The sequence below is a fragment of the Streptosporangium sp. CA-135522 genome (genome assembly GCF_050949235.1).
In the GTDB taxonomy this organism is placed as follows: Bacteria; Actinomycetota; Actinomycetes; order Streptosporangiales; family Streptosporangiaceae; genus Streptosporangium.
Genome location: NZ_CP192026.1, coordinates 7,890,943 through 7,913,087 on the forward strand (window position 1 = coordinate 7,890,943; position 22,145 = coordinate 7,913,087).

Here is a 22,145-nt window from a genome sequence, read left to right on the forward strand (position 1 = left end):
GGCTTTCGGCCGGCAGTGCTGAATTACAACGATCCCATCGCCGCGTCCACGACCCGCCTCAACTGCGTGGCATCCTCGGCGGTCTTCGCCAGTACTCGCATACCGATCACCGTCGCGAGCAGCCAGGCGGCCACCGCCGCCGCGTCGCGATCGCCGTCGATCTCACCGGCACGCTGACCTTCCTCAACGGTCACCCGGAACGCGCTCTCCGTGCGCGCGAACATCTTGCGCACGGTGTCGGCCGTCTCGGCGTCCCCGGGGACCGACTCGGCGGCGGTGTTGACCGCCATGCAGCCGCGCCGGTCCGGGTCGCCCAAGTCGAGCTCGACCAGCGCCTCCAGCGCACCTCGCAGCCGGTCCTTCGCCGAACCGGGATGGTCGAGGAGTGCCGCCAGCCACGCGGTCTGGGAGTCGCGGTAGCGGGCAAGTGCCCGTTCGAACAATGCGTGCTTACTGCCGAAGGTGTTGTACAGACTGCCCTTGCCGATGCCGATCTCATCCACGAGGTCCTGAGGCGTCGTCGCCGCGTACCCCTTGCGCCAGAACACGCCCATCGCGCGCTCCACCGCCACGTCCGGATCGAACTGCTTCGGCCTGCCCATGGCACTACCGTAGCAGCATTTTTGACCTTAAGGTCAAATATCTGCTGCTTCTCGGCGGCCAGCCCCACGCTCAGCTCGATGGACACACGCCTCCCGGCCCTCCATCGGTCGCTCCTGGGGCGTCCGGCGAGAAGACGAAAAGGCTCACCTAACAAGCCGATCCTCAACGAAACGCATCCGCTTCAGAATTTTTCCTTCCTCACTTTTGCCATAGACATCGTATTCTTTTTCGGGTTGAGCATCCGACCAAGTGATCGATGCGATGAGATCGCTTTTATGATGTTCCAGCCGATCCGTATTCATGTAACCTTCATCAGGCCGCCAGTCCCTCGGCAAGTCGCCACTTTCCCTATAGAAAGACAGATGAAGGAATCTGCCCTCACTTTCGACCGGATGATCCTTGGCATATCCTTCGACCAAATCCTTTAAATCCGTCAAGCCCCTTGGTGGATTCAGAATCATATAATGCTTCCTGAGCGTCAACACCTCTTCACTCTTCCTGCCGACGATCTCTTCGGTATCGGCAATTTCGAAAACCTTTGTTTCCCCATTCGACTCCCCGCTCTCCGTGCATCCAATCAAGGATAACGGAATGAAGAATACGCTCATGATCAACCCTGAAACTTTCGAATTAACTTTTATCACTCAACCCTCCTTCGAATGGAGTGTCCAGACTCCACCCTGATTCCGGAATCCACTACGGAAACCTTGGCGCGCCACGCGCGTACTTCCGCCAAGGGTTCCGATTCGCGGTCGTGGTACAGGCAGCGGCGGATGCCCGGCTCGCCATCGGAGCCGCTGAACACCGTCAGAAGGTAGACGTTCGCGGCGGCAACGGGGTCGCCTCACCCCGGTCCGCTTCGACCGGCCTGACGGCGGCCAGGAAGGCCGGCAGAACCTGCTGCCAGGTAGGCGCGTCGACGCATCCTGCGGATCGGACCGGGATGTCCCCGCACACGGTCCGACAGCGTGTCGGGTGACAAGGCCTACTCCTCTCGCGCCAACTGGAGCTACCTTCGCAGACTCAAGATCCGCCACACCATCCCCGAACCTCGTGACCAACAGGCCAACCGGCGCAGGCGCGGATCGATATGTGAAGCGGTGGCCGGCCGCTTCGCTTCAACTGCCCGATGGCACCCTGCGCGACCACCGCCGTCATCGCGGCCAGCAGCACCAGCACCACACGCCGGAAAAGGGCAACGGCCGGTGCCACGCGTTCTGTTGTGCCGCTCGGCGAGAGCGGGTTTCGGTGGTCTGTTGCCGAATGGTCCACGAGACCGAATCGGCCAGAGAACCGGTGTGGAGGCGTTGACCTGAGGTAACGCCGCCAGGTGACCGGACAGAGTTCGCCTGCTGTTCCGTTCCCGGGACGGCGTCCCCCAGGTCGGCACCGTGGGGCCGGTGCGGGAGCCAATCCGGCCCCGCGCCGGGCACGGCCGTCCACAGCCGAAAGCCCGGCTTCCGGCCCTACCGCCTGACTTGCGGTTTCCGGTGGGCGCCGCCCGTTCCCGCCGTATTCCGATGGCACCCCTACCAGTCTCGACCCCCGTGAAACCCCAGAGTTCCGGCGAACCCAAGGGTCGAGCCCGGGCCGTCGGGGCGGTCTGGGAGGTTGTGCGCCCTTGGGCTCGCCGGAACCCAAGGCCGTTTACGGTCAGCCGACCCTGAACGTGCTCTACACGGAGAACACCCTGGTCCTGGGACGAGATGGCCCGGAGAGGCGCTCGGGAACCGAGGGCTTATTTCTTATAAGGATCACCGCTGGCTTACCTGTTACTCTCCGCCCGTCGGATGGTAGGGTCACGGTGTGCGGATGATCTTCTTGCTCCTTGACTGGTGGCGCCCCTGACGGGCGGCACTGTTCATCCGCGTAGTTGATAACGCGGCCGCCCAGTTCGGGCGGCCGTTTCGTGTATTCGCACCTCGGTGGCCCGGCCAGGGCGGCCTCCCGATCCTGAGGGAGCCAAACCGATGCCACGACGACTCACCGGCTTCACCCCGTCCGGCGACCTGCATCTAGGCAACTACATCGGCGCGATCGCACCGATAATCGCCGAGCAGGCCACCACGGATACGGTGGTGTTCATCTCCGACCTGCACTCCCTGACTCTGGAGCATGATCCGGTCGAGGTGCGGCGGCGGACACTGGAATTCGCGACCATCCTGCTGGCGGCAGGCGCTGACCCCGACACGTCTCTGTTCCTGGTTCAGTCGCACGTACCTGAGCACACCGAACTGCACTACCTGCTGGAGTGCACCACCGGGTACGGCGAGGCCCAGCGAATGATCCAGTTCAAGGAGAAGTCCGGCCGTCAGAACCAGGTCCGGATGTCGCTGCTGACCTACCCGATCCTGATGGCCGCCGACATCCTGCTGTATGACACCGACGAGGTACCCGTCGGCGAGGACCAGAGCCAGCACGTGGAGTTGGCCCGCGATATCGCCCAGCGGTTCAACACCCGCTACAGCCCTACCTTCACCATCCCCCGGGCGGTCAACCCGCCGGTCGCCGCTCGCATCATGGATCTGGCGTCACCTGGCGACAAGATGAGCAAGTCGGCCCCCTCGACCGCGGGGGTGCTGCGACTGCTCGACGAACCGGACGTCCTGCGGCGCAAGGTGATGCGGGCGGTCACCGACACCGACAGCGTGGTGAGCTACGATCCGGATCGCAAACCGGGGATATCGAACCTGCTCGCCATCCTGGCCGCCTGCACCGGCGACAAGCCGCAGCGACTGGCCGGGCGGTTCAACCGGTACGGCGAGTTGAAGGAAACGGTCGCCGATACGGTAGTGGCCACCCTCGCACCCATCCGGAACCGCTACCTGCAACTGGCCGAAGACCCGCAGCACGTCCAAGCGGTTCTGCGGGCCGGCGCCGACCGTGCCCGCGGATTGGCCAACGCGAAGGTACGCCAGGCCAAGGCGGCGATCGGTCTGCTACCCGGATGAGTCAGCGTGCACGGAAGTTCGGCCATCCACATAGCTGACGGCGACCCGAGCGGGAAGCCGTCGTGGTGCGGCGTTGCCGGTCGGGCCGTCCAGCTACGCCTAGCGCCGGTCCAGCAGCCCGCGTTCAAGGGCGGTGACGACGGCGTGTGTGCGGTCGCTGACGTCGAGCTTGGCGAAGACCCGCAGCAGGTGGGTCTTCACCGTGGCCTCCGCGATGACCAGGCGCCGGCCGATCTCCACGTTGGACAGGCCGTCGGCTACTGCGTTCAGCACCTCCACCTCGCGGGTGGTCAGCGCCACTGGGGCGGGGCGCCGCATGCGGGCGACCAGGCGCTCGGCGACCCGCGGGGCCAGGACCGTCTCGCCCCGGGCTGCGGAGTGGATGGCGTCGACGAGTTGCTCGCGCGTGGTGTCCTTGAGCAGATAGCCGATGGCTCCGGCCTCGACCGCGCGCTCGATCTCCTCGTCAGTGTCGTACGTGGTCAGGATCAGCACTCGGGTCGCCGAGCGGGCGGTGACGATCTGAGCGGTGGCGCTCGCTCCGTCGAGGACCGGCATCCGCAGATCCATCAGCGCCACGTCGGGCTTCAGACGTTCGACGAGCTCGACGGCCGCGCGGCCGTCGTCGCCCTCTCCGACGATGTCGATGGTGGGTTCCGAGGCCAGCAGGGCGACGACTCCGGCGCGCATCACCGTGTGGTCGTCGACCACGATGATGCGGAGCCTGTCCTCTGCCGCGGTCCCAGGATTCACAGCGGTCATGGCTTTCATGTCGTCACACCTGACTGTTCGTGGGGATCACGGCGAGTACGCGGGTACCGTCGCCGACCGAGCTGGTGACGGTGAGCTCACCGCCGAGTTCGGCGAGGCGCTTGCGCATGCCGTTGAGCCCGAAGCCGCGGGAGTCCTCCACCACGAATCCCTTTCCGTCGTCGGTGATCTCCAGTTCGACGCCGTATGGGGACGGCGCGAGGACGATCTCCACCTGGGAGGCGGCCGCGTGTTTGCGGATGTTGGCCAGGGATTCCTGGGTGCAGCGCAGGAGCGCGATCCGGGTCGGCTGGTCGCACTCGATGTCCGGCAGGTCCGCCGTGACGGTGAGTCCGGTGTCCTCGGTGAAGCGGTCCAGGGTCCGGCGCAGGGTCTTGGCGACCGAGCCGGGGGCGAGACCGCTCTACGGAGCTGAGCCGACGAGTACGCGTGCCTCGGCGAAGTTTTCGCGGGCGGTGTTCTCGATCGAGACCAGATGCTGGGCGCTCCGGCCGGGATCGGTGCCGAGACTGGAACGGGCCGCCTCCGCCAGCACGATGATGGAGGCGAAGCCCTGGGCGAGGGTGTCGTGGATCTCCCGCGCGAGCCGCTCGCGCTCCTCGGTGGCACCCTGGAGCCGGTGCGCTTCGGCCAGACGCAGTTGGGTGCTCTCCAGCTCAGAGCTCAGGCGGCGGGCGCGCTCGTCGCTCTGCTCGACGACCCGAACCATCCCCAGGCCTATCAGGACGCCTGCCACCCAGCCGATGAGGGTGAAGGTGACGTTGCCGGTGAAGAACTCTTCGGCATGCCAGCCCTGATGGCGGATGCTGCCGGCCACGGTGGCCGCCGCGGCGGCGGCGCTGAAGGCGATCGCATGGCGCGGGTTCCGGGCGAAGAGCCAGAAGTGCGGCAGCGAGACGATGAACAGCGCCGCGCCGTCGCCGCGCACGAGGGCGAGCGCGCCCAGGCCGAGGACGAGTACGCCCAGGAAGGCGTGCGGCCGTAGCAGCGGGTTGCCGGGGAGGACCGCGACGGCCGCCTAGCAGAGGGTGAGCGCGGCCAGCAGTCCCGCCGACCAGTATTTCGTGGCGCCGGCGTCGCCCAGCACGGAGAGCATCGGGGGACAGACGCCCAGGAGAACCCAGGCGACCGCGTACAACCGGCGGAGCGACCGTATCCGTAACCCGGTCGTTGGGCTGCGGATGTTGAGTCGTGATCGTCAACGTACGTTCTCCAGGGCGCCGGCCGTGGGGATGGTGTTCTCTTTCAGCCCCGCCTGCCCAGCGTATCCCTCCTGCCCCGCCTGCCCGGTCCGGTGCGCCGGGCGCAGCGGCCACCAGGCCCGGTCGCCGAGCAGCAGCAGGACCGACGGCAGGACCATGAGCCTGATGACCACGGCGTCCAGCAGTACGGCCGCCGCCAGGCAGAAGCCCATCTGCTTCATCTCGGCGAGGTGCAGGGCGACGAAGGCCCCGAACACCGTCACCATCACGATCGCCGCGCTGGTCACCACCTTGGCCGACCGGCTGATGCCCTCCAGGACCGCCTCGCGGGCCGGCACCCCGCCTCGCATGGCCTCCTGGCTCCGGCTGACCACGAACACCTGGTAGTCCATCGACAGGCCGAAGAGGATCACGAAGAGGAACAGCGGCACCCGGGAGGCGATCGCGCCGAGCGAGTCAAAGGCGAGCAGGCCCTCCGCCCACGTCCCCTGGAAGAACACCACCAGCAGGCCGAGTGCGGCGCCGGCGGACAGCAGGTTGAGGAGGACGCCGATCAGTCCGATGACCACCGAGCGGAACGCCCACACGGTCATCAGGAAGGTCGCCAGCAGCAGAAACCCGATGACCAGCGGCAGGATGTCCTTCTCGTGCGCCACGTAGTCGCGGCCCCGGGCAACGTCACCGCTCACCCTGCTCTCCACATCGGACAGTCGGCCGACCGTGGCGGGCACAAAGACCTGACGGACGCGGTCGAGGGAGGCGATCGCCTCGGCGGACGGGGCGGGGAACGGAACGGCCAGCTCCAGCACGCTGATCCGGCCGTCTGCCGACGTGCGCACCACCGGCTCGGCGTTCGCGGCGAACAGCGGATCGGCCTGGGCCCGCCGGCCGAGGTCGGTCAGGGCCTGCTTCACCTGCGCGGCCTTGTCCGGGGTGGAGCGGGTGACGACCTCGTGCTTGGCCAGGAGCTCCGGGAAGGCGTGGTTGAGCCGGTCGTAGACCTGCATCGCCGGGATGTCGCGGGAGAAGGTGTCCCTGCCCGGGTCGACGACCTTCATGCCGAGCGCGGGCGCCGCCAGGCCGAGCATGACCAGCACCGATACGCACAGGGTGAGGACGGGGTGTTTCTGCGCGGGCCGCAGCAGGGCGCCGAACATCCGGCCCGTCTCGGTCTCCGCCCGCTTCGCCCGCCGGGCGGTCTGGCGTGCCGCTCGGCGCTCGGCCTGATTTCCGATCTTCACAAGGAGGGCGGGAAGGACGGTCAGGGAGCTGGCCATGGCAACCGCCACGACGAGGATCGTGCCCGTTGCCAGCGAGGAGAAGATGACGTCGGTCGCCAGGTACAGGGTGGCGGTGGAGACGATCACGGCCAGGCCGGAGACCAGGATGGCCCGGCCCGCGGTCGCCGCCGCCAACTCCACCAGGGCCTCGGAGCTGAGCCGTCCTCCGGCGCGGGCCCGTTCCTCGCGTTCGCGCTTGAGGTAGAAGAGCGTGTAGTCGACGCCCACCGCCAGGCCGATGAGCAGGATCATGTTGGTCCCGACTCCGGGGTCGGGGAGCACATGCGAGGCGATCATGGACAGCCCCAGGGCGGCGGCGATCGAGGAGAGAGCCAGCAGCAGCGGTACACCGGCCATGACCACCGAGCCGAAGACGATCAGCAGGGTGACGAGCGTGACCGGCAGGGTGATGCGCTCGGAGAGCGCGAGGTCCTTCCCTCGCTGATCGTTGACGCCCTTGCTGATGGAGGGCGAGCCGGTCTCCTCCACGACCAGGTCCGGGTGGCCGGCCTGCACCTTCGCCGTCTGCTCGAGGAGCGGGACGACGTTCTTCCTGCCCTTCAGCTCGGGGCCCTTCAGGACCGAGACCCTGAGGACCTTGCCGTCCTTCGAGCGGACGGGGGCCGCCACGCTGTCCACCTCGGGCAGCTTCCGCATCCGCTCGGCGAGGTCCTGTGCCGCCGAACCGGCCGCGGTCGTGTCCGGTCGGTGGACGGCGCCGGCAAAGCCACCGGCGTCGAACTCGACCGCTTGTCCGCCGACGGCTGCATCACCGGGGCGCCGTCCGGTGGCAAGCGCGCCGGCAAGAGCCCCGTCGAACCGGCACCGGCCGAGCCTGACGAGGGGCCTCCTGGCCTGTCGGTCCGGTGAAGACCGGCGGAGATACCGGGCGTCGTTGCGATGCTCGGGCAGCCGGCCGCCGAACGGCACAAGCGCCTCCGGCCAGGAAAACGACGAGATCCCGCCCGATCAGGTCGATCGGACGGGATCTCGTCGACTTCCTTCAGGCCATCTCAGGAACGGCCCTTGCGTGGAGCTATGGGGATTCGAACCCCAGACCTCCTCCATGCCATGGAGGCGCGCTACCAGCTGCGCCATAGCCCCTCAGGTGTTCGCGCCACCGGGCTCTCGCCCCAGCGGCACCACGCCAGTGTATAGGACATCGGAGAGCACTCAGAAACCATTTGAGGCGATCCCCGCGCGGGGAGGCACGCCCACCGCGCGGGGATGACATGACCCGGCCGTGACCCGACGACGTGACCCGGCCATGGCCCGGCGACGCGGCCCGGTCCTAGCCCAGCGACGCGGCCCGGTCGATGAGGCCGGCGAGTTCGGTCACCGTGGCGTCCTCGACGGAGGCGGCCAGGCGGGTGGCGTGTCCGGCGAGTTCCCTGATCCCCGCCCCGGCGATCTGCTCACGGGTGCGGAGATATTCGGCGAAGGCCGCCGCCACCACGTCGATCTGGAACCTGGGCGAGGGGCCGCGCCATGGCGAGGCCGACAGGTCGGCCGACTCCAGAGAGTGGCTGATCTCGCCCGGAGCCCGGGTGTCGGGGTCCTGCCAGCGCACGGTGGCGGTGGCCAGCTGGCCGGAGGCCCCGCTGCGCAGCCGTACCTCGTACAGGGCCGTCACCGAGTGGCCGGGGCCGATCTCGCCGCCGTCCTTGGAGTCGTCGCGGAAGTCCTCGGTGGCGATCTGCCGGTTCTCGTAGCCGATCAGGTGGTAGGACTTCACGGCCGAGGGGTTGAACACGACCTGCGCCTTGGCGTCGCGGGCCCGGAGATCGAGATTGGCGGTGAGCTGCTCGACGAACACCCTGCGGGCGTCGTCGGCCGAGCTGACGTAGACCGCCGCGCCGTCGCCGTTGTCGGCCAGCTGCTCCATCAGCTCGTCGCCGTAGTCACGGCCGACCCCGACGCACAGCAGGGTGACCTGCCGCCCCGCGAACTCCTCCACCCGGTCGAGGATGCCCCGCCAGGTCGTGTCGCCGGTGTTGGCCAGGCCGTCGGAGAGCAGGATGACCCGGTTGGTGGCCGCCGGCCGGAAGGCGCGAGCGGCTTCGGCGTAGCCGCTGGTCAGACCGGCCTCCAGGTTCGTCGATTCCTGTACGGCGAGCCGATCGACGGCCGCGTGCAGCTGCTCCCTGTCGGCCGCCGGGGTCATGGAGAGGACCAGCCGGGCCTCGTCGCTGAAGGCCACGATCGAGACCTGGTCCCCCGGCCCGAGCTGGTCGACGAGCTTGTGAAGAGCCTCCCGGACCAGGTCGAGCCGGCCGGGCTCGCCCATCGAGCCCGACACGTCCACCACGAAGGTCAGGTTCGCCGGACGCCGCGCCTCCGCGGCCGCCCCGCGGGTCTGCAGGCCGACCCGGATCAGCGCGGTGCCGTTCTCCGGCATGCGGGCGCCGTCCATGTGGACGGTGAACCCGTCGTCCCGCGGCTCGGCGTAGTCCTGCCGGAAGGAGTTGACGAACTCCTCCGGCCGGACCCGGTCCTGCTCGGGCAGCCGCCCCTCCTGCAGGGTCCGCCTGGCGTAGCCGTAGGAGGCGGTGTCGACGTCGAGGGCGAAGGTGGAGATCTGGTCGGCGGTGGTGTCCCGCTCTTCGGTGGCGCCGGCGTCCCGGTCCGGCGCCGGGGAGGGCATCGCCTGCCCGGAACCGTTGCCCGGCTTGCTGGCGGACTGGTCGCTGGTTCCCGAGCCGCCACAGCCGGCGGCGAACATCAGGATGATCACGGCGAGGGCAACGGCGAGCGTGCGTGGATTCATGGCGCCTCCGTAGGATGCGTGTCACCCCCTACGACGGCTTGTCCTCTCGACCCGCCGGGCACTTCACCCAAGCGACTACAAAACGTGCTCAACGCGTGATGCGGATCTCCCGACCGGATCGTGCCCGTCGCCTTCGGTCCCCCGTCTGGAGATTCGTCGATGACGGCCACGTTTTACGGCGAACGCACAGCTGGCTTGAAAAAGCGCGACATAAGATCCCTGGACATGCGTGTGTATCTCGGACTGGCGGCCAAACGCCCGGAAGACGGAATCCCGAACGCGATGCTGCACACCGTCAGAGGCGCGATCGACGCCGCGTTCCCGGTTCCTCCCGAGGCCATCAGGGCACGGGAGTGGCACCGCCCCGGTATCTCTCTGTTCGCCTGGACCAACGAGCCGGACGACTCCCGGCAGCCGCCCCTGCTGGTCGCCGGGCACGATCGGGTGACCGGGGTGAACGGCCATCTCGCCGTGCCCGGCGAGGTCGATCGGCTGGCGGGCATGCCGGGGTTGGGCACCGAGGCGGTCGGCGGCTGCTTTTCGGTGTTCCGCGCGACCGGCCGCGAGCTGTCGGCCGCCACCGCGATCCACCGGGTCTGCCCGGTCTACCACGCCGAGACCCCCGACGTGCACGTGGTCGGCAGCAGGGCCCTGCTGGTCCACCTCGCCGCCCGGGGCGAGATGGTCGAGTGGGACGTGCTCGCCTTGCAGTCGATGATCCGCCAGGGATATTTCCTGTCCGACGAGACGCCCTATCGCGGGGTGAGCGCGCTGCCACCGTCCTCGTCCATCACCATCGCGGGCGGCAGCCGTACGATCACCGAGACCCCGCTTCCCGCCGCGGCGCCCGCGCCCGCCTCGCGCCGGCAGAAGAAGGCGTTCGTCGAAGAGCTGGCCGACGCGCTGCTGGCGACCGTGGAGCCGCTCCGCGCGGCGGGCGAGCCGGTGAATCTGGCGCTGACCGGCGGCCGGGACAGCCGGCTGGTCGCCGCGTTGCTGCACGCGGCCAGGATCCCGCTCCGCGCGACCACCAACGGCCTGGACGACCACCCCGACGTGGTCATCGCCGGGCAGATCTCTCGGGCGCTGCGCATCGAGCACACGGTCATCCCCCCGGTGCGCGCCGAGAAGAAGGACGCGATCCTGGTCGAGCATCCGCTCGTGCGGACCTACGAAACACTGCGGACCTGCGAGGGCATGACGTCGGCCTACGAGTCGATCGTCGGCTATCTGCCCTACAACGCCAGGCCCACCATGTCCGGGCAGAGCGGGGAGGTCCTGCGGGCGGGGACCTTCCTGCTGCTCCAGACCGACCTGGGTGACAAGGCGCTGAGCCGCCGGGTGGAGGCCACGTTCCTGCGGGATCCGGCGCTGTTCGGCGAGGCGGCCAACGAGCACGCCCGCGAGCTGGCCCGGCCCTGGCTGGAGCGGACGGGGTTGGAGGCGCTCGACCACATGTACGTCTCCTACCGGATCGGCCGTTGGCAGGCCGCCTCCCGGGCGGGGTCGCTGCGCCGCGGCGACCCGATCTGGCCGTTCCTCGACAACCGGGTGGTGCGCGCGGCGCTGGGCCTGGACCAGACCTGGCGGCTGTCGGAGGAGGTCATCCACGACCTCATCGGCATGTTCGCCCCGTCGCTGCGCGACATCCCGATCGAGGGCAAGCCGTGGCGGTTCACCGTGGGCAGGCGCTACTACCCGTGGCAGCGCAGGCCGCAGACCCTGACGGCGCCGAAGACGGGCGCCGGCTGGAACTGGCGGACCGGTCCCGGCGAGGCGCTGACGGCCGTGCTGCGCGAGCACGTGCTCGATCACCTCGACCTGCTGGCTCCGATCGTCGATCCCGACGAGGTCCGCAGGCTGTTCGCCGAACCGGTGCTCAAGAAGCCCACCCAGGCCTGGCATCTCTACACCGTGGCCACGATGCTCGCCGGCGCCTACCCGGGCAAAGCGCCCGAGGGACTCGATCCGATCCGCGTCCCCGTCCCGTCCTGACCCCGACCCGTCCTGACCCCTGCCCACGGCGCCCCACGGCGGCGCGACCGCTCGTGGCGCGGTGCCGCTCACGCGTCGGCGGCCGCCGGCTCCGCCTGGGCGACCTGGGCGAGGAAGCCGCTGATGAGCGCCAGTTCGGCGGGGTCGTAGCCGGCGAGGACCGCGGCGAAGGGCCGGCCGTGGTCGGCGTAGAGGGGTGCCAGCTCCGTCACGGCCTTGTCCGCGTCGAGGATGACGAGAACCTTGCGGCGGTCGGCCGCATCGCGCTCCCGGCGGACGAAGCCCTTCCTCACCAGCCGATCGACGACCCCGGTCACCGCGCCGGTGCTGAAGCCCGTCAGCCGGGACAGGCTGCCCGGGGTCAGGGGACCGTTCAACTCCAGCAGATGGAGGAACTGCCCGTCGCTGGGGCTCAGCCCGATGGCGTCGGCCACCCGGGCGTTGGACAGCATCGTGTTCACGATCACTCGCCGCAGCGACCGGGCGGCCGCTTCCACCGCCGGTCGCCGCTCCATGTCCGTCACGCCACCCACAACTCTCTGTCAGCGAGATGCTCTTCATCCGAGAGTCCTGTCGGAACGGATTGTAGGCGGAGGCGATACGGACCGCCGTACCGGCCCCCTCCCCCGCCGGCCCCTCCCCGCCGGCCGCCGTGCCCCTGCCGGCCGCCTCTGCCGGCTCGGGTCTTCGGTTCTACGGGCCGCAGGGCCCCCACGGGGCGACGTCGTGAGCGGGGTCGTCCTCGATCGAGATCTCGTGCTGGACGAGACCGTAGGTGGAACAGGACTGCACGTCCTCCTCCAGGCGCAGGGCGGTGAACGGCTCGTCGGTCATGACCGTGTCGTCCCGGCCGACGGTGAAGCCGGTGCGCACCACCTCGTCGCTCGGCCCTTGGCTGTCGATGGAGCCGAGGGTGAAGGGCCCCCCGGACTCTCGCCAGTCACCGCAGGCCCACCACAGGTAGCGCAATTCCAGCACTCCGGGCTCCGGGCAACGCCAGCGAAACCGGCCCACGTCGACCCCGCCGGCGGCGTTGGCCCACACACTCCAGCCGCGGCCGTCCGGCAGCAGCCCCAGCTGACTGCTCTCCATCGTCCCGTAGTCGTAGGGTCCGCTGTCCCACAGGCCGGTCAGGTCCCCGTCTCGCATACCCGCCAGGATGGCACGGACACGGTGACCGGGTGGTCGTCACCTCTCACGTCTCCAGAGCCTGCCCGTCGCCAGGTCGAGGTAGTAGACACGTTCACTCTCGTAGCCGCGGACCAGGAAGGGGCCCTGCTTCGACCAGCCGAGGCCGATGTCGAGGAAGTCGTCGCCGGGGAACCTGGGAGTGACGCTGGACACACGCTTGCCAGTCCCCGGGTCGAAGCTCTCGACACGCATCTCGCGGCCTCGGATGACCACGAAGCGGCTTCCGTCCGGCCGGAGGTGGTACGTGTCCTCGGGGACATTCTTGATCTCCTTGATGGGAAGGCTCATCCGCGCCTTGCCCCGGCGGTCGAGCACGAGCACCTGAGATGCCGTCGTGACCACGATCCCGCTCCCGTTGAGGTCATGGACCTGTTGAGCACCGGGGACCGACACCGTGCTCCAAGTCGTGGTGTCGGTGATCTGCGCGCCGTCCTTGGCCAGGGCGACATACCTGCTCTGGCCGGCGAACGTGGGCGTGGGCACCGCGGTGTCGGCCAGGCTGCCGGTGAGGTGGTGGACGCCTCGAGCGTCCTGATACACCATGCGGCGATCGTGTCTGTCCAGGTAGACGACGGCCCTCTTGTCGGGGCTGCGCACGAACGGCGCCGGCCGGGGTGCTCCGCCTTTCCCGATGATGTACGGCGCGGCCTGCGGGAATGGCCGCCCGTTCACCAGCCACGATCGGCAAGGGTCGTCTATCTGGTCGACCCACGGGCAGGTAGGCTTCTTGTACTCCTTCACCGTCGTGAACACAGCCGTTTGCCTTGGAAACGACTTGGGCATCGAGTATTCGGGCAGATCATGTTTTGGCGGTCGCCCGGGGGTGAGCAGCGCGCCCGACAGCACGATCACGGTGCCCGCCAAATAGAGGGTCCGTGTCGACCATAGGCCGATGGCCAGCTCGGCCCGGGTCATGTCGTCCAATGCTTCGGGTGTCGGCCTGGCACTCAGTTCCCGAGCGGCAAGCGGTACGGCCGCCGCCACGATAACCACGATGGCGGAATGGGCCAGACGTGCCGGCGTGGCCCCCTGGTCGGTCAGCAGATGGCCGCCTGCCACCGCGGCGCCGCCCAAACCGAGCAGCCATGCCCCCCGATAGATTCTCGCGTCGTCATGAGCATGGAGCACCCGGGCCGGCAGCCGTACATTGCGGAAGACGGAAACGGCGCACCAGCCCAGAACCAGATAGAACGGGTCATCCGTGAGGCATGCCAAGGGGGCGGCGAGAGTGAGGGCGATCAGCCGCCACCGCCGCAGGCCGGCGAAGTGGTCGATGACCTGGCGGGCGTTGGCCGCCGTGACGGAAAGGCCTGTCAGTACGGCGAACCTGGTGAGTCGTTCCCGTGTGACCGGCACGACTGCCACCAGCATGGTGATCACGGCGACTGCCCAGGAGGTCATCGAAGGTATCGTCACAAATTGCTACCATATATGGTTCTATACTGTGAATTCAGATGAGATATGGCAGCAATTCGGCGTCGCCACATGGCGCGCCCAGCATGGGCGATTACAGGTTGTGACGTCCGTTTTATTATCGCTTGCGATGATTTCGACATTCCTCTGGTGGCTAGGAGCGATAACCCCGCACATCCGCTGGACTGCCGATGGTTTCCTCCTCCATGCCGAGGTGGATGATAACGGCGTCCTGTCCACCAACATGCGTATCGAGATTGAAAACGAGGGATCGATCCCCTTCACCCTCACCGATATCTCGGCGGAAATGCCGGGCCTCCACCTGCTGTCTGCCGACGAGGCGAAAGAGGAACGTTCCGTGGTCACCGTGGAGAGTGGTGGCACGGAAATCCTGAATAGGCGCGTTCTCATCACCGACTGCGCGGCGGTGCCACACGAGCCCCAGCCGATCCACTTCACCTATAGAACCTTGATGGGCTCAGGGTCAGCGGAGGTGACGTGGGGCTCATGGCGGCTGACAGGACCCGCGGGAAGTCTCCCGGTCGCCTGGCAGCGAGGTCTCGCCGGCAAGATCTGCAATGACGCGGTGAGCCCGACTTGACCCTGACAGGCACTCGTCCGCGGACAATTCCAAGTCTGGAAGGTTGTGGCGCATGCCGCCCGTCACGAAGATCGCCACCGGTTTCGTCTTCGCCTTCGGCGCCCTCCGTCTCAATGGCTTCGACCTGCTGCTCGACCCCGTCGGATGGGGACTGTGCGCGTCCGGGCTGGCTCGGCTGCAGCGATCCGCCGACGACACCTTCGCCCGAGCCAGGTCCCTTGCCATCGTCATGGTCTTCACCTCGATTGTCGCCATGATCGCGTCGTCCGGCGTGCACTCGAGCTATGCCCCGGTGGTTTCCCCCATCAAGCACGTGGTCGGCATCGTCAACGCAGCCGGTGCCTTGATCGTCGTCTGGGTGACCGTCGACGCCGTCATCAGACGGATCCGTCCCTGTGGAGAAACCTCCAGAGCCGCTCTCCTCGACGTGCTGCGCTGGGCCGTGGTCAGCCTGGGAGTGCTCGGCATGCTGGTCGAGTACGGCTACGCCGACCTGAGCCTTGTCACGCTCGTCGCCTGGCTGGTGGCCATCGCGGCCCTGATCGTCACGCTCTACCGCTCCGCCCGCCTGCCGTACCTCTCCCCGACCTGGGGACCCGCGGCGAGTTAGGCATGTGTGATCCCGCCCGGGGCCAGGTCACGGGGGGGCGGGGACCTTTCTTCTGAGCGCGCCGGTCTTTTGAGCGCGCCGTGCGGATCGGAGAGGATATGCCAGGTCTGGTGATGGAAGTTCGTGGAGAATCGGGCCCTCATCTGCCAATATGCACTTTACCCAGGGAGACCACGGCGCCGGGGTTTAGTCCAAGATCCCTGATTCGTTGAGACTTCCCGGTCCGGACGTTGACCTTGTAATAGCCGAAGGATCCGCCGGACTCGGGAGGGTCGGCCTTGACGATGTATTCATCGGCATCGAGCCAGCCGTATCCGATCGCATCGTTCGGCTCGGACAGAAGCCGTAGATCAAACTTGTTTACCGTCTTACCGGTCTTGGCGTTGTAGGTGACAAGATGTTCCTTGCCGTCCTCGCCGGAGTCGGCAATCACCGCTACCAGCAGGCGCCCGTCCGGTGAAAGGTCGTCCGCAAAATCATCTCCCCTCCCTTCACTGATGACCAGGCCTCGGCGGTTAAGTATGGTAACGGCGTTATTTCCGGAATCATCTTCTCCGAGTTCCGGACATGATTGTTTGGCTGCGATGACGGTGGCGGCTTCACTCAGGCCGATCACATGGCAGAAACCCGGGAAGGTAGAAGTCCGTCCCGTGGCGAACTCGGTGAGCAGGAGGCGGGGTTGAGCACCGGAGAATGCGACTGCGAAGAACCGGCCATCAGGCGATATCGCCAGGTTGTAGACGTCGTCGAGCGTCTTCGCGTCCAGTCGTGGCGAAATGGCTTTGAGTTGTGCGGCGGGCAGATCCCAGCCGACGAACTGCATACGCTGCTTGCTGAAGTACGCAACGTGATGGCCGTCAGAGGTGATACGGAGTGGCACACCTACATAGCTAGAGCCTTCCACTTGAGCTTGGCTTGCCGCATCGAAGAGGGGGATGTCACTCGAACAGTCGTCATCGCCGACGCCGACCCCCGCCCTGAACCCACCGCAACCTTCGCCGTAGGCGATATTCATGTCCTGCCTCCCTTCGCCTCTTTTGTAGTTCACACGTAGCCGCCAGTCGCTACAGGTGATGACTTTCGGCGCGGCACCCTCCTCTTCTGCCTTGGGCCGGTTATGGCAATCCGAATCCTTCGAGATGAATGCATACTGCACTGGCGGATCGAATGCCCCCGGCTTCCATTCCGGTTCCACACGAGGCCTGTCGTGACGATTCAGATAGAGGAAGCCCGCACCCAACACACCGACGATGAGGAGAACGACTCCGACACGTCGACCAGGCCCAGACCCAGGCCGGACAGCGTGGCGCTCCGCATCAGCATCTGATCCAGCTCCGCCCGAATCACGAGAAGGGACACCATTCGCCCCGGCAGCCGCCGTCAAATTCTCCACATCTCTCCGCTCGACGTTGAGGGAAAACCCAAGTCAGCCCAGTCATGAGGGAATAACGGGTGAGCGATCATACGCGTTCCCGAAGAGAACTACGAGGCTCTCCACGAGAGCAGCCGGTGAGAAAGCAGAAAGCCGGCAGGACCCTGACACGGAATCGCCGGACGTGATTCCCCCTCTCCCCGGCTGCCTCATCGTTCGGGTTCCTCCGTTGGCGTCAACTCCGCCTGTGCCCGTTGGATGGGATCAACGGTGCACGTAGCGGGCTGGGGGGACGCTCGAAGCTCGAAGGCGGCGTTGACCCCTCAATCGAGCCACGAGATCAGAAATATCGAATTTTCCGGTTATGTACCATTTTTCGTTGGCTGATCAGGCCCCGCCTCCCCTCTAACCGACATCGACTCCGCGATGTGGTGCCACCGGCCGGAGCTTTCGCCTGGAGTCGGGTTATGCTGCCGGTGCGGCTGGTTCGCCGCTCCCTTCGGCGGAGCGGTGAGGCAACAGGGAACCCGGTGTGATTCCGGGACTGCCCCGCAGCGGTGAGTGGGAACGACCGCCGTCACACGAGCACTGGGTGAGCGATCGCCTGGGAAGCGACGGCCAGTAGGAAACCGGCACGACGCCCACGAGTCCGAATACCTGCCACCGCCCGTGCGCCGATCGGCGCGCGGTCTGTGTCCATGGCCTCGCGGGAAGGCCGGGGGAACCTTCCCTCGCCATGCCCGCCAAGCCGGGTTCCACGAGGGAAAAGGACCCATGACAGACCAACGCACCACCGTCCTCGGCTACCCCAGAATCGGCCCCGACCGACAGCTGAAGAAAGCCGTGGAAGCCTACTGGGCCGGCCGCATCGACGCCGCCGACCTGGAACACATCGGCCAGAAGCTACGCGAACGCACCTGGACCGAACTACGCGACGCCGGCCTGACCGACATCCCCTCCAACACCTTCTCCTTCTACGACCAGATGCTCGACACCAGCATCATGGTCGGCGCCATCCCCGCCCGCTTCGCCGAACTGGACGGCCTGGAGCGCTACTTCGCCATGGCGCGCGGCACCCGGGGAATCGCCCCCCTGGAGATGACCAAATGGTTCGACACCAACTACCACTACCTGGTTCCCGAGGTGGGCCCGGGGACGAGGTTCCGGCTCGCATGGGATAAGCCCCTGGCGGAGTACGGCCAGGCCAGGCAGCTGGGGCTCGAGACCAGGCCGGTGCTGGTCGGCCCGCTGACCTACCTGCTGCTGGCCAAGTCCGACGCCGCCGCCTTCGCGCCGCTACGGCTCTTGGACGACCTGCTCGACGTCTACGCCGAGCTGCTGGAACGGCTGGCCACCGCCGGCGTCGTCGAGGTCCAGCTCGACGAGCCGGCGCTGGCGGCCGACCGGTCGGCGCAGGAGCTGAAGGCGCTCGCCCGCGCCTACGATCATCTGGGCGGGCTCAGCCACCGCCCGCGACTGCTGGTCGCCACCTACTTCGGCGAGATCGGCGACGCGCTGCCCGTGCTGGCCGCCACCCGCGTCGAGTCCGTGGGGCTCGACTTCGTCGCCGGGCCCGGCAACCTGACGGCGGCGGCCTTGTCTCCCGGGCTGGCCGGCAAGACCGTGGTGGCGGGGGTGGTGAACGGCCGCAACGTCTGGCGCACCGAACTGTCCGGCGCGCTGTCCACCTGCGCGGCGCTGCTCGGGCTGGCCGGGGAGGTGGTGGTCTCCACCTCCTGCTCGCTCATGCACGTCCCCCTCGATCTGGACCGGGAGACGGCGATGCCCGAGGGGCTGGCGTTCGCCCGGCAGAAGGTGGCGGAGGTCGTGGCGATCGGTCGCGCGATGCGGCGGGGACCGGACGCGGTCGGGCCCGCCGTACCGGCGAAGGCTCCGGTGGACGCGCGCACGCGGGCCCGGCTGGAGGCGCTGGGCCAGGGCACTGCGCGGGCCGGGCACGTCGAGCGAGCGGTGATGCAGCGGACGGCGCTGGGGCTGCCGCCGCTGCCGACTACCACGATCGGCTCGTTCCCGCAGACGGACGCGGTACGGCAGGCCCGCTCCGACCTTCGCGACGGCCGGATCGACCGGGCGGGATACGAGGCGGCGATGCGGGCCGAGATCGACTCGGTGATCGCGCTACAGGAGGACATCGGGCTGGACGTGCTGGTCCACGGCGAGCCCGAGCGCAACGACATGGTCCAGTATTTCGCCGAGCAGCTCGACGGCTACGCGGCCACCGAGCACGGCTGGGTCCAGTCCTACGGCACCCGGTGCGTGCGGCCGCCGATCTTGTTCGGAGATGTGGCCCGGCCGGAGCCGATGACGGTGCGCTGGGCCGTCTACGCCCAGTCGCGTACCGTCAGGCCGGTCAAGGGCATGCTGACCGGGCCGGTGACCATGCTGGCCTGGTCGTTCGTCCGGGAGGACCAGTCGCCGGCCGAAACGGCCCGGCAGGTGGCGCTGGCGTTGCGGGACGAGATCCGCGACCTGGAGGCGGCGGGTATCCGGATCATCCAGGTGGACGAGCCCGCGCTGCGGGAGCTGCTGCCGCTGCGCGCGGCTCAACGCGACGCCTACCTGGCCTGGGCGGTCGCCGCGTTCCGGTTCGCCACCTCGGGCGTGTCCGACTCCACGCAGATCCACACTCACATGTGCTATTCGGAGTTCGGTGAGATCATCGGCGCCATCGGTGACCTGGACGCGGACGTGACGAGCGTCGAGGCGGCCAGATCCCGGATGGAGCTGCTGGACGACTTGCACGCCGCCGGATACACGCGTGGGATCGGGCCCGGCGTGTACGACATCCACTCCCCGCGCGTGCTGGAGACCGAGGAGGTCGAACGGGCGCTCAGGCTGGCGCTCAGGGCGGTCGAACCGGAGCGGTTGTGGGTCAATCCAGACTGCGGGCTGAAGACGCGCGGCTATGCCGAGACCGAGGCGAGCCTGCGGAACATGGTCGCCGCGGCCCGCAGGGTCCGCGCGCTGTAGAGCGGCCCTCGCGGGAGACCGCACAGGCCGCACAGGCCACAAGCCGCACAGGCCAAGCCGCACAGGCCCCAAGCCATACAGACCGCAGGCCGCGCACGCGGGGACCGGCCTCCCCGCGTGCGCGGCCCCGGCCACCGCCACGACCACGACCGGCCCCGGCCGTGACCTCGCCCCGGCGACAGGCCGGCGGGGGTCGGCGGGGGGGGTCGATCGGCCGCCCGTTCGCGGCGATTACCTAAAATGACCCCTAGACAGCGGAGAGTTTTCCTACAACATTAGTAGGATATTGATCTCGGCCTAGGAGTCCGCCATGGCACTCATCCAGCCCGATCCCACCTTCTACCCGTCCGCCCGGGAGGCCATGCGGGCCCCACGGGAGGAGGTCGCCTATGTCGCCCTGCTCGACACGGCCGGGGAGGGGCGCCCCGACGGGCTCGCCACGATCGACCTGGCCGACGGGTCGATCGTCAGCGTGCACGACATGCCCGTCCCAGGGGACGAGCTCCATCATTTCGGATGGAACGTATGCAGTGCCGCCCTGTGCCCGTACGCTCCGCACCCGCACGTCGAACGGCGCTACCTGGTCCTGCCGGGCCTGCGGTCCAGCAGGATCTACATCTTCGACGTCAAGGACGATCCCCGGCGTCCCAAGCTCGTCAAGACGATCGAGCCAGAAACGATCTTCGAGAAGACCGGCTACAGCCGTCCGCACACCGTCCACTGCGGCACCGACGCGATCTATGTCAGCGCGCTCGGCAACGTGGACGGCGACGCGCCGGGCGGGGTGTTCACGCTCGACCACGACACCTTCGAGCCCAAGGGCCGATGGGAGGTGGACCGGGGACCGCAGGAGCTGCACTACGACTTCTGGTGGCACCTCGGCCACGACACGATGATCACCAGCGAGTGGGGCACCCCCAACCAGATCGAGCCGGGTCCCTCGCTGGAGTTGCTGGTCGGCCGGCAGTACGGCCACAAGCTGCACGTCTGGGACCTGACCAAGCACAGGCACCTGCAGGAGATCGACCTGGGCGACCAGCACCAGATGGCCCTGGAGCTGCGTCCAGCCCACGACCCGACCAAGACCCACGGTTTCGTCAACACCGTGATCAGCGTCGAGGACCTGTCGGCGAACATCTTCACCTGGTATCTGGAGAACGGGCTCTGGAAGGCCCGGAAAATCATCAGCATCCCGGCCGAGCCGGCGCCGGCCGACCTGCTGCCGGAGCCGCTCAAGCAGTTCGGCGCGGTGCCGCCGCTGGTCACCGACATCTCCCTGACCCTCGACGACCGCATTCTGCTGGTCTCCTGCTGGGGCACGGGCGAGCTGAAGGCCTACGACGTCTCCGATCCGCTCAGCCCCCGGGAGACCGGCTCGGTGCGGATCGGCGGGATCGTCCGGCGCGACCCCCACCCGGCCGCTCCCGGGCGGGCGCTGAACGGCGGGCCACAGATGGTCGAGGCCAGCAGGGACGGACGGCGGGTTTACTTCACCAACTCGCTCTACCGCTCCTGGGACGACGTCTTCTACCCCGACGGGATCTCCAGCTGGCTGGCTAAGGTGGACGTCGCCGACGACGGCTCGATCTCCCTCGACCCGGACTTCTTCGTCGACTTCGCCGCCGACGGCCGCCGCGCCCATCAGATCCGCCTGCAGGGCGGCGACTCCTCCTCCGATTCCTACTGCTTCCCTTGATCGCCTCTGCACCCACGATCGCGACGGGGTGTGCCCGATGGACCTGACGTCCGTGCTGATCCTGATCGGGCTCGGCGCCTTCCACGGCCTGAACCCGGCCATGGGCTGGCTCTTCGCGGTCGCCCTCGGCCTGCAGGAACGCTCTCGCGCGGCGGTGCTGCGCGCACTGCCGCCCATCGTGCTCGGACACGCGGGCTCGGTGCTGATCACGCTCGCGCTGGTGTCCGTCGCACGCCTGGCCGCCCCGCCCAAGCTCGTCTCGTACGGCGTGGCGGCCCTGGTGTGCGGATTCGGAGTCTGGCGGCTGGTACGGCACCGCCATCCCCGTTGGGTCGGGATGAAGGTGACCCGGTGGCAGCTGGCCGGGTGGTCGTTCCTGATGGCCACCGCCCACGGCGCGGGCCTGATGGTGCTTCCGATCACCCTGCGCGCCGGGCACGGCGCCGCCGCGCTGGCCTCGCAGAGCCTGCTGGCGACCGCTGTCCACACGCTGTCCATGCTCGCGGCGACCACCGCCCTGGCCACGATCGTTTATGAGCGGCTGGGCGTCGCGGTCCTCCGTAAGGCGTGGTTCAACCTCGACTTCGTGTGGGCCGTCGCCCTGATCGGCGCGGGTGTCTCCGCCGTTCTCACCTAATGGAAACTGCCGGGTTTGCTGTTGAGGCAGACTCGGTGCCCGACCCGTCCTCCTGCGGACCCGAC

18 protein-coding genes, 1 tRNA gene, 3 pseudogenes and 1 riboswitch are annotated in these 22,145 nt (G+C 67.9%); of the genes and pseudogenes, 9 read left to right on the plus strand and 13 right to left on the minus strand.

Annotation, left to right across the window (positions count from 1 at the left end; translation table 11 throughout):
- Positions 1-23: 23 nt before the first annotated feature.
- Together ACQPYK_RS37215 and ACQPYK_RS37220 are read right to left on the minus strand one after the other, a co-directional pair.
- Entirely contained in the window at positions 24-602 is a 579-nt protein-coding gene (locus ACQPYK_RS37215) for a TetR/AcrR family transcriptional regulator (protein WP_433241999.1), read from the minus strand.
- 144 nt (positions 603-746) lie between these two features.
- Positions 747-1,211 (minus strand): hypothetical protein, encoded by a 465-nt coding sequence (locus ACQPYK_RS37220; RefSeq protein WP_433242002.1) that lies wholly within the window; start codon positions 1,209-1,211, stop codon positions 747-749.
- A 330-nt stretch (positions 1,212-1,541) separates the two neighbouring features.
- Here ACQPYK_RS37220 and ACQPYK_RS37225 point away from each other — a divergent pair.
- Both ACQPYK_RS37225 and trpS read left to right on the plus strand, forming a co-directional pair.
- Positions 1,542-1,688 (plus strand): annotated as a pseudogene (locus ACQPYK_RS37225) (IS5/IS1182 family transposase); the annotation flags it as partial.
- A gap of 885 nt (positions 1,689-2,573) precedes the next feature.
- Positions 2,574-3,554, plus strand: a complete 981-nt coding sequence (gene trpS / locus ACQPYK_RS37230) for a tryptophan--tRNA ligase (protein ID WP_433242005.1) — start codon at positions 2,574-2,576, stop codon at positions 3,552-3,554.
- A 99-nt stretch (positions 3,555-3,653) separates the two neighbouring features.
- Here trpS and ACQPYK_RS37235 read toward each other — a convergent pair whose 3' ends face one another.
- The 5 genes and pseudogenes from ACQPYK_RS37235 to ACQPYK_RS37255 all read right to left on the minus strand — a co-directional run.
- On the minus strand, positions 3,654-4,325 hold the full coding sequence (locus tag ACQPYK_RS37235; RefSeq protein WP_433242008.1) for a response regulator: 672 nt from the start codon (positions 4,323-4,325) through the stop codon (positions 3,654-3,656).
- 4 nt (positions 4,326-4,329) lie between these two features.
- Entirely contained in the window at positions 4,330-4,695 is a 366-nt protein-coding gene (locus ACQPYK_RS37240) for a sensor histidine kinase (protein WP_433259032.1), read from the minus strand.
- Positions 4,696-4,728: 33 nt separating this feature from the next.
- On the minus strand, positions 4,729-5,253 hold the full coding sequence (locus tag ACQPYK_RS37245) for a sensor histidine kinase (RefSeq protein ID WP_433242011.1): 525 nt from the start codon (positions 5,251-5,253) through the stop codon (positions 4,729-4,731).
- Positions 5,254-5,523: 270 nt separating this feature from the next.
- The gene (locus tag ACQPYK_RS37250; RefSeq protein WP_433259034.1) at positions 5,524-6,684 is read right to left on the minus strand and encodes an MMPL family transporter; all 1,161 of its coding nucleotides are present in this window, start codon (positions 6,682-6,684) and stop codon (positions 5,524-5,526) included.
- Positions 6,685-6,732: 48 nt separating this feature from the next.
- Positions 6,733-7,479 (minus strand): annotated as a pseudogene (locus ACQPYK_RS37255) (MMPL family transporter); the annotation flags it as partial.
- 60 nt (positions 7,480-7,539) lie between these two features.
- Between ACQPYK_RS37255 and ACQPYK_RS37260 the strand changes: the two are divergent.
- Positions 7,540-7,632, plus strand: a pseudogene (locus ACQPYK_RS37260) (IS5/IS1182 family transposase); the annotation flags it as partial.
- Positions 7,633-7,838: 206 nt separating this feature from the next.
- Here the strand turns inward: ACQPYK_RS37260 and ACQPYK_RS37265 are convergent.
- Both ACQPYK_RS37265 and ACQPYK_RS37270 read right to left on the minus strand, forming a co-directional pair.
- Positions 7,839-7,911, minus strand: a tRNA-Ala gene (locus tag ACQPYK_RS37265).
- A gap of 187 nt (positions 7,912-8,098) precedes the next feature.
- On the minus strand, positions 8,099-9,574 hold the full coding sequence (locus ACQPYK_RS37270) for a YfbK domain-containing protein (RefSeq protein ID WP_433242014.1): 1,476 nt from the start codon (positions 9,572-9,574) through the stop codon (positions 8,099-8,101).
- A 225-nt stretch (positions 9,575-9,799) separates the two neighbouring features.
- On the opposite strand from ACQPYK_RS37270, the gene ACQPYK_RS37275 reads away from it, so the two are divergent.
- On the plus strand, positions 9,800-11,569 hold the full coding sequence (locus ACQPYK_RS37275; protein WP_433242017.1) for an asparagine synthase-related protein: 1,770 nt from the start codon (positions 9,800-9,802) through the stop codon (positions 11,567-11,569).
- A gap of 68 nt (positions 11,570-11,637) precedes the next feature.
- Here the strand turns inward: ACQPYK_RS37275 and ACQPYK_RS37280 are convergent, their stop codons facing one another.
- The 3 genes from ACQPYK_RS37280 to ACQPYK_RS37290 form a co-directional block, all read right to left on the minus strand.
- Positions 11,638-12,084 carry a MarR family winged helix-turn-helix transcriptional regulator gene (locus ACQPYK_RS37280; protein WP_433242020.1) on the minus strand — a complete coding sequence of 149 codons (447 nt, stop codon included), beginning with the start codon at positions 12,082-12,084 and terminating at the stop codon, positions 11,638-11,640.
- Between the two features lie 178 nt (positions 12,085-12,262).
- A complete protein-coding gene (locus tag ACQPYK_RS37285) occupies positions 12,263-12,718 on the minus strand; it encodes a hypothetical protein (protein WP_433242023.1) in 456 nt (151 codons plus the stop codon).
- Positions 12,719-12,757: 39 nt separating this feature from the next.
- On the minus strand, positions 12,758-14,161 hold the full coding sequence (locus ACQPYK_RS37290) for a hypothetical protein (protein ID WP_433242026.1): 1,404 nt from the start codon (positions 14,159-14,161) through the stop codon (positions 12,758-12,760).
- Here ACQPYK_RS37290 and ACQPYK_RS37295 point away from each other — a divergent pair.
- Together ACQPYK_RS37295 and ACQPYK_RS37300 are read left to right on the plus strand one after the other, a co-directional pair.
- Positions 14,130-14,774: a hypothetical protein gene (locus ACQPYK_RS37295; protein WP_433242029.1), complete on the plus strand. Its 645-nt coding sequence runs from the start codon at positions 14,130-14,132 to the stop codon at positions 14,772-14,774. The two genes, ACQPYK_RS37290 and ACQPYK_RS37295, sit on opposite strands and share 32 nt — an antisense overlap.
- A gap of 52 nt (positions 14,775-14,826) precedes the next feature.
- The gene (locus tag ACQPYK_RS37300) at positions 14,827-15,384 is read left to right on the plus strand and encodes a hypothetical protein (RefSeq protein ID WP_433242032.1); all 558 of its coding nucleotides are present in this window, start codon (positions 14,827-14,829) and stop codon (positions 15,382-15,384) included.
- 139 nt (positions 15,385-15,523) lie between these two features.
- Here the strand turns inward: ACQPYK_RS37300 and ACQPYK_RS37305 are convergent, their stop codons facing one another.
- Positions 15,524-16,624: a hypothetical protein gene (locus ACQPYK_RS37305; RefSeq protein WP_433242035.1), complete on the minus strand. Its 1,101-nt coding sequence runs from the start codon at positions 16,622-16,624 to the stop codon at positions 15,524-15,526.
- A gap of 597 nt (positions 16,625-17,221) precedes the next feature.
- Positions 17,222-17,435, plus strand: a riboswitch (cobalamin riboswitch).
- A gap of 95 nt (positions 17,436-17,530) precedes the next feature.
- Between ACQPYK_RS37305 and metE the strand changes: the two genes are divergently transcribed.
- The 3 genes from metE (at position 17,531) to ACQPYK_RS37320 (ending at position 22,080) form a co-directional block, all read left to right on the plus strand.
- A complete protein-coding gene (metE, locus tag ACQPYK_RS37310; RefSeq protein ID WP_433242038.1) occupies positions 17,531-19,747 on the plus strand; it encodes a 5-methyltetrahydropteroyltriglutamate--homocysteine S-methyltransferase in 2,217 nt (738 codons plus the stop codon).
- 310 nt (positions 19,748-20,057) lie between these two features.
- Positions 20,058-21,443, plus strand: coding sequence for a selenium-binding protein SBP56-related protein (locus ACQPYK_RS37315; RefSeq protein ID WP_433242041.1), 1,386 nt, complete (start codon positions 20,058-20,060; stop codon positions 21,441-21,443).
- 37 nt (positions 21,444-21,480) lie between these two features.
- On the plus strand, positions 21,481-22,080 hold the full coding sequence (locus tag ACQPYK_RS37320; protein ID WP_433242044.1) for a hypothetical protein: 600 nt from the start codon (positions 21,481-21,483) through the stop codon (positions 22,078-22,080).
- Positions 22,081-22,145 lie beyond the last annotated feature (65 nt).

Excerpts from the sequence above, each read along its gene's own strand:
- ACQPYK_RS37215 (WP_433241999.1), bottom strand. The coding sequence starts at position 602 with ATGGGCAGGCCGAAGCAGTTCGATCCGGACGTGGCGGTGGAGCGCGCG.
- ACQPYK_RS37285 (WP_433242023.1), bottom strand. The coding sequence starts at position 12,718 with ATGCGAGACGGGGACCTGACCGGCCTGTGGGACAGCGGACCCTACGAC.
- ACQPYK_RS37320 (WP_433242044.1), top strand. The coding sequence starts at position 21,481 with ATGGACCTGACGTCCGTGCTGATCCTGATCGGGCTCGGCGCCTTCCAC.
- ACQPYK_RS37250 (WP_433259034.1), bottom strand. The coding sequence starts at position 6,684 with ATGTTCGGCGCCCTGCTGCGGCCCGCGCAGAAACACCCCGTCCTCACC.
- ACQPYK_RS37280 (WP_433242020.1), bottom strand. The coding sequence starts at position 12,084 with ATGGAGCGGCGACCGGCGGTGGAAGCGGCCGCCCGGTCGCTGCGGCGA.
- ACQPYK_RS37235 (WP_433242008.1), bottom strand. The coding sequence starts at position 4,325 with ATGAAAGCCATGACCGCTGTGAATCCTGGGACCGCGGCAGAGGACAGG.
- trpS (WP_433242005.1), top strand. The coding sequence starts at position 2,574 with ATGCCACGACGACTCACCGGCTTCACCCCGTCCGGCGACCTGCATCTA.
- metE (WP_433242038.1), top strand. The coding sequence starts at position 17,531 with ATGACAGACCAACGCACCACCGTCCTCGGCTACCCCAGAATCGGCCCC.
- ACQPYK_RS37315 (WP_433242041.1), top strand. The coding sequence starts at position 20,058 with ATGGCACTCATCCAGCCCGATCCCACCTTCTACCCGTCCGCCCGGGAG.
- ACQPYK_RS37300 (WP_433242032.1), top strand. The coding sequence starts at position 14,827 with ATGCCGCCCGTCACGAAGATCGCCACCGGTTTCGTCTTCGCCTTCGGC.
- ACQPYK_RS37220 (WP_433242002.1), bottom strand. The coding sequence starts at position 1,211 with ATGAGCGTATTCTTCATTCCGTTATCCTTGATTGGATGCACGGAGAGC.
- ACQPYK_RS37270 (WP_433242014.1), bottom strand. The coding sequence starts at position 9,574 with ATGAATCCACGCACGCTCGCCGTTGCCCTCGCCGTGATCATCCTGATG.
- ACQPYK_RS37275 (WP_433242017.1), top strand. The coding sequence starts at position 9,800 with ATGCGTGTGTATCTCGGACTGGCGGCCAAACGCCCGGAAGACGGAATC.
- ACQPYK_RS37295 (WP_433242029.1), top strand. The coding sequence starts at position 14,130 with ATGGTGATCACGGCGACTGCCCAGGAGGTCATCGAAGGTATCGTCACA.
- ACQPYK_RS37290 (WP_433242026.1), bottom strand. The coding sequence starts at position 14,161 with ATGACCTCCTGGGCAGTCGCCGTGATCACCATGCTGGTGGCAGTCGTG.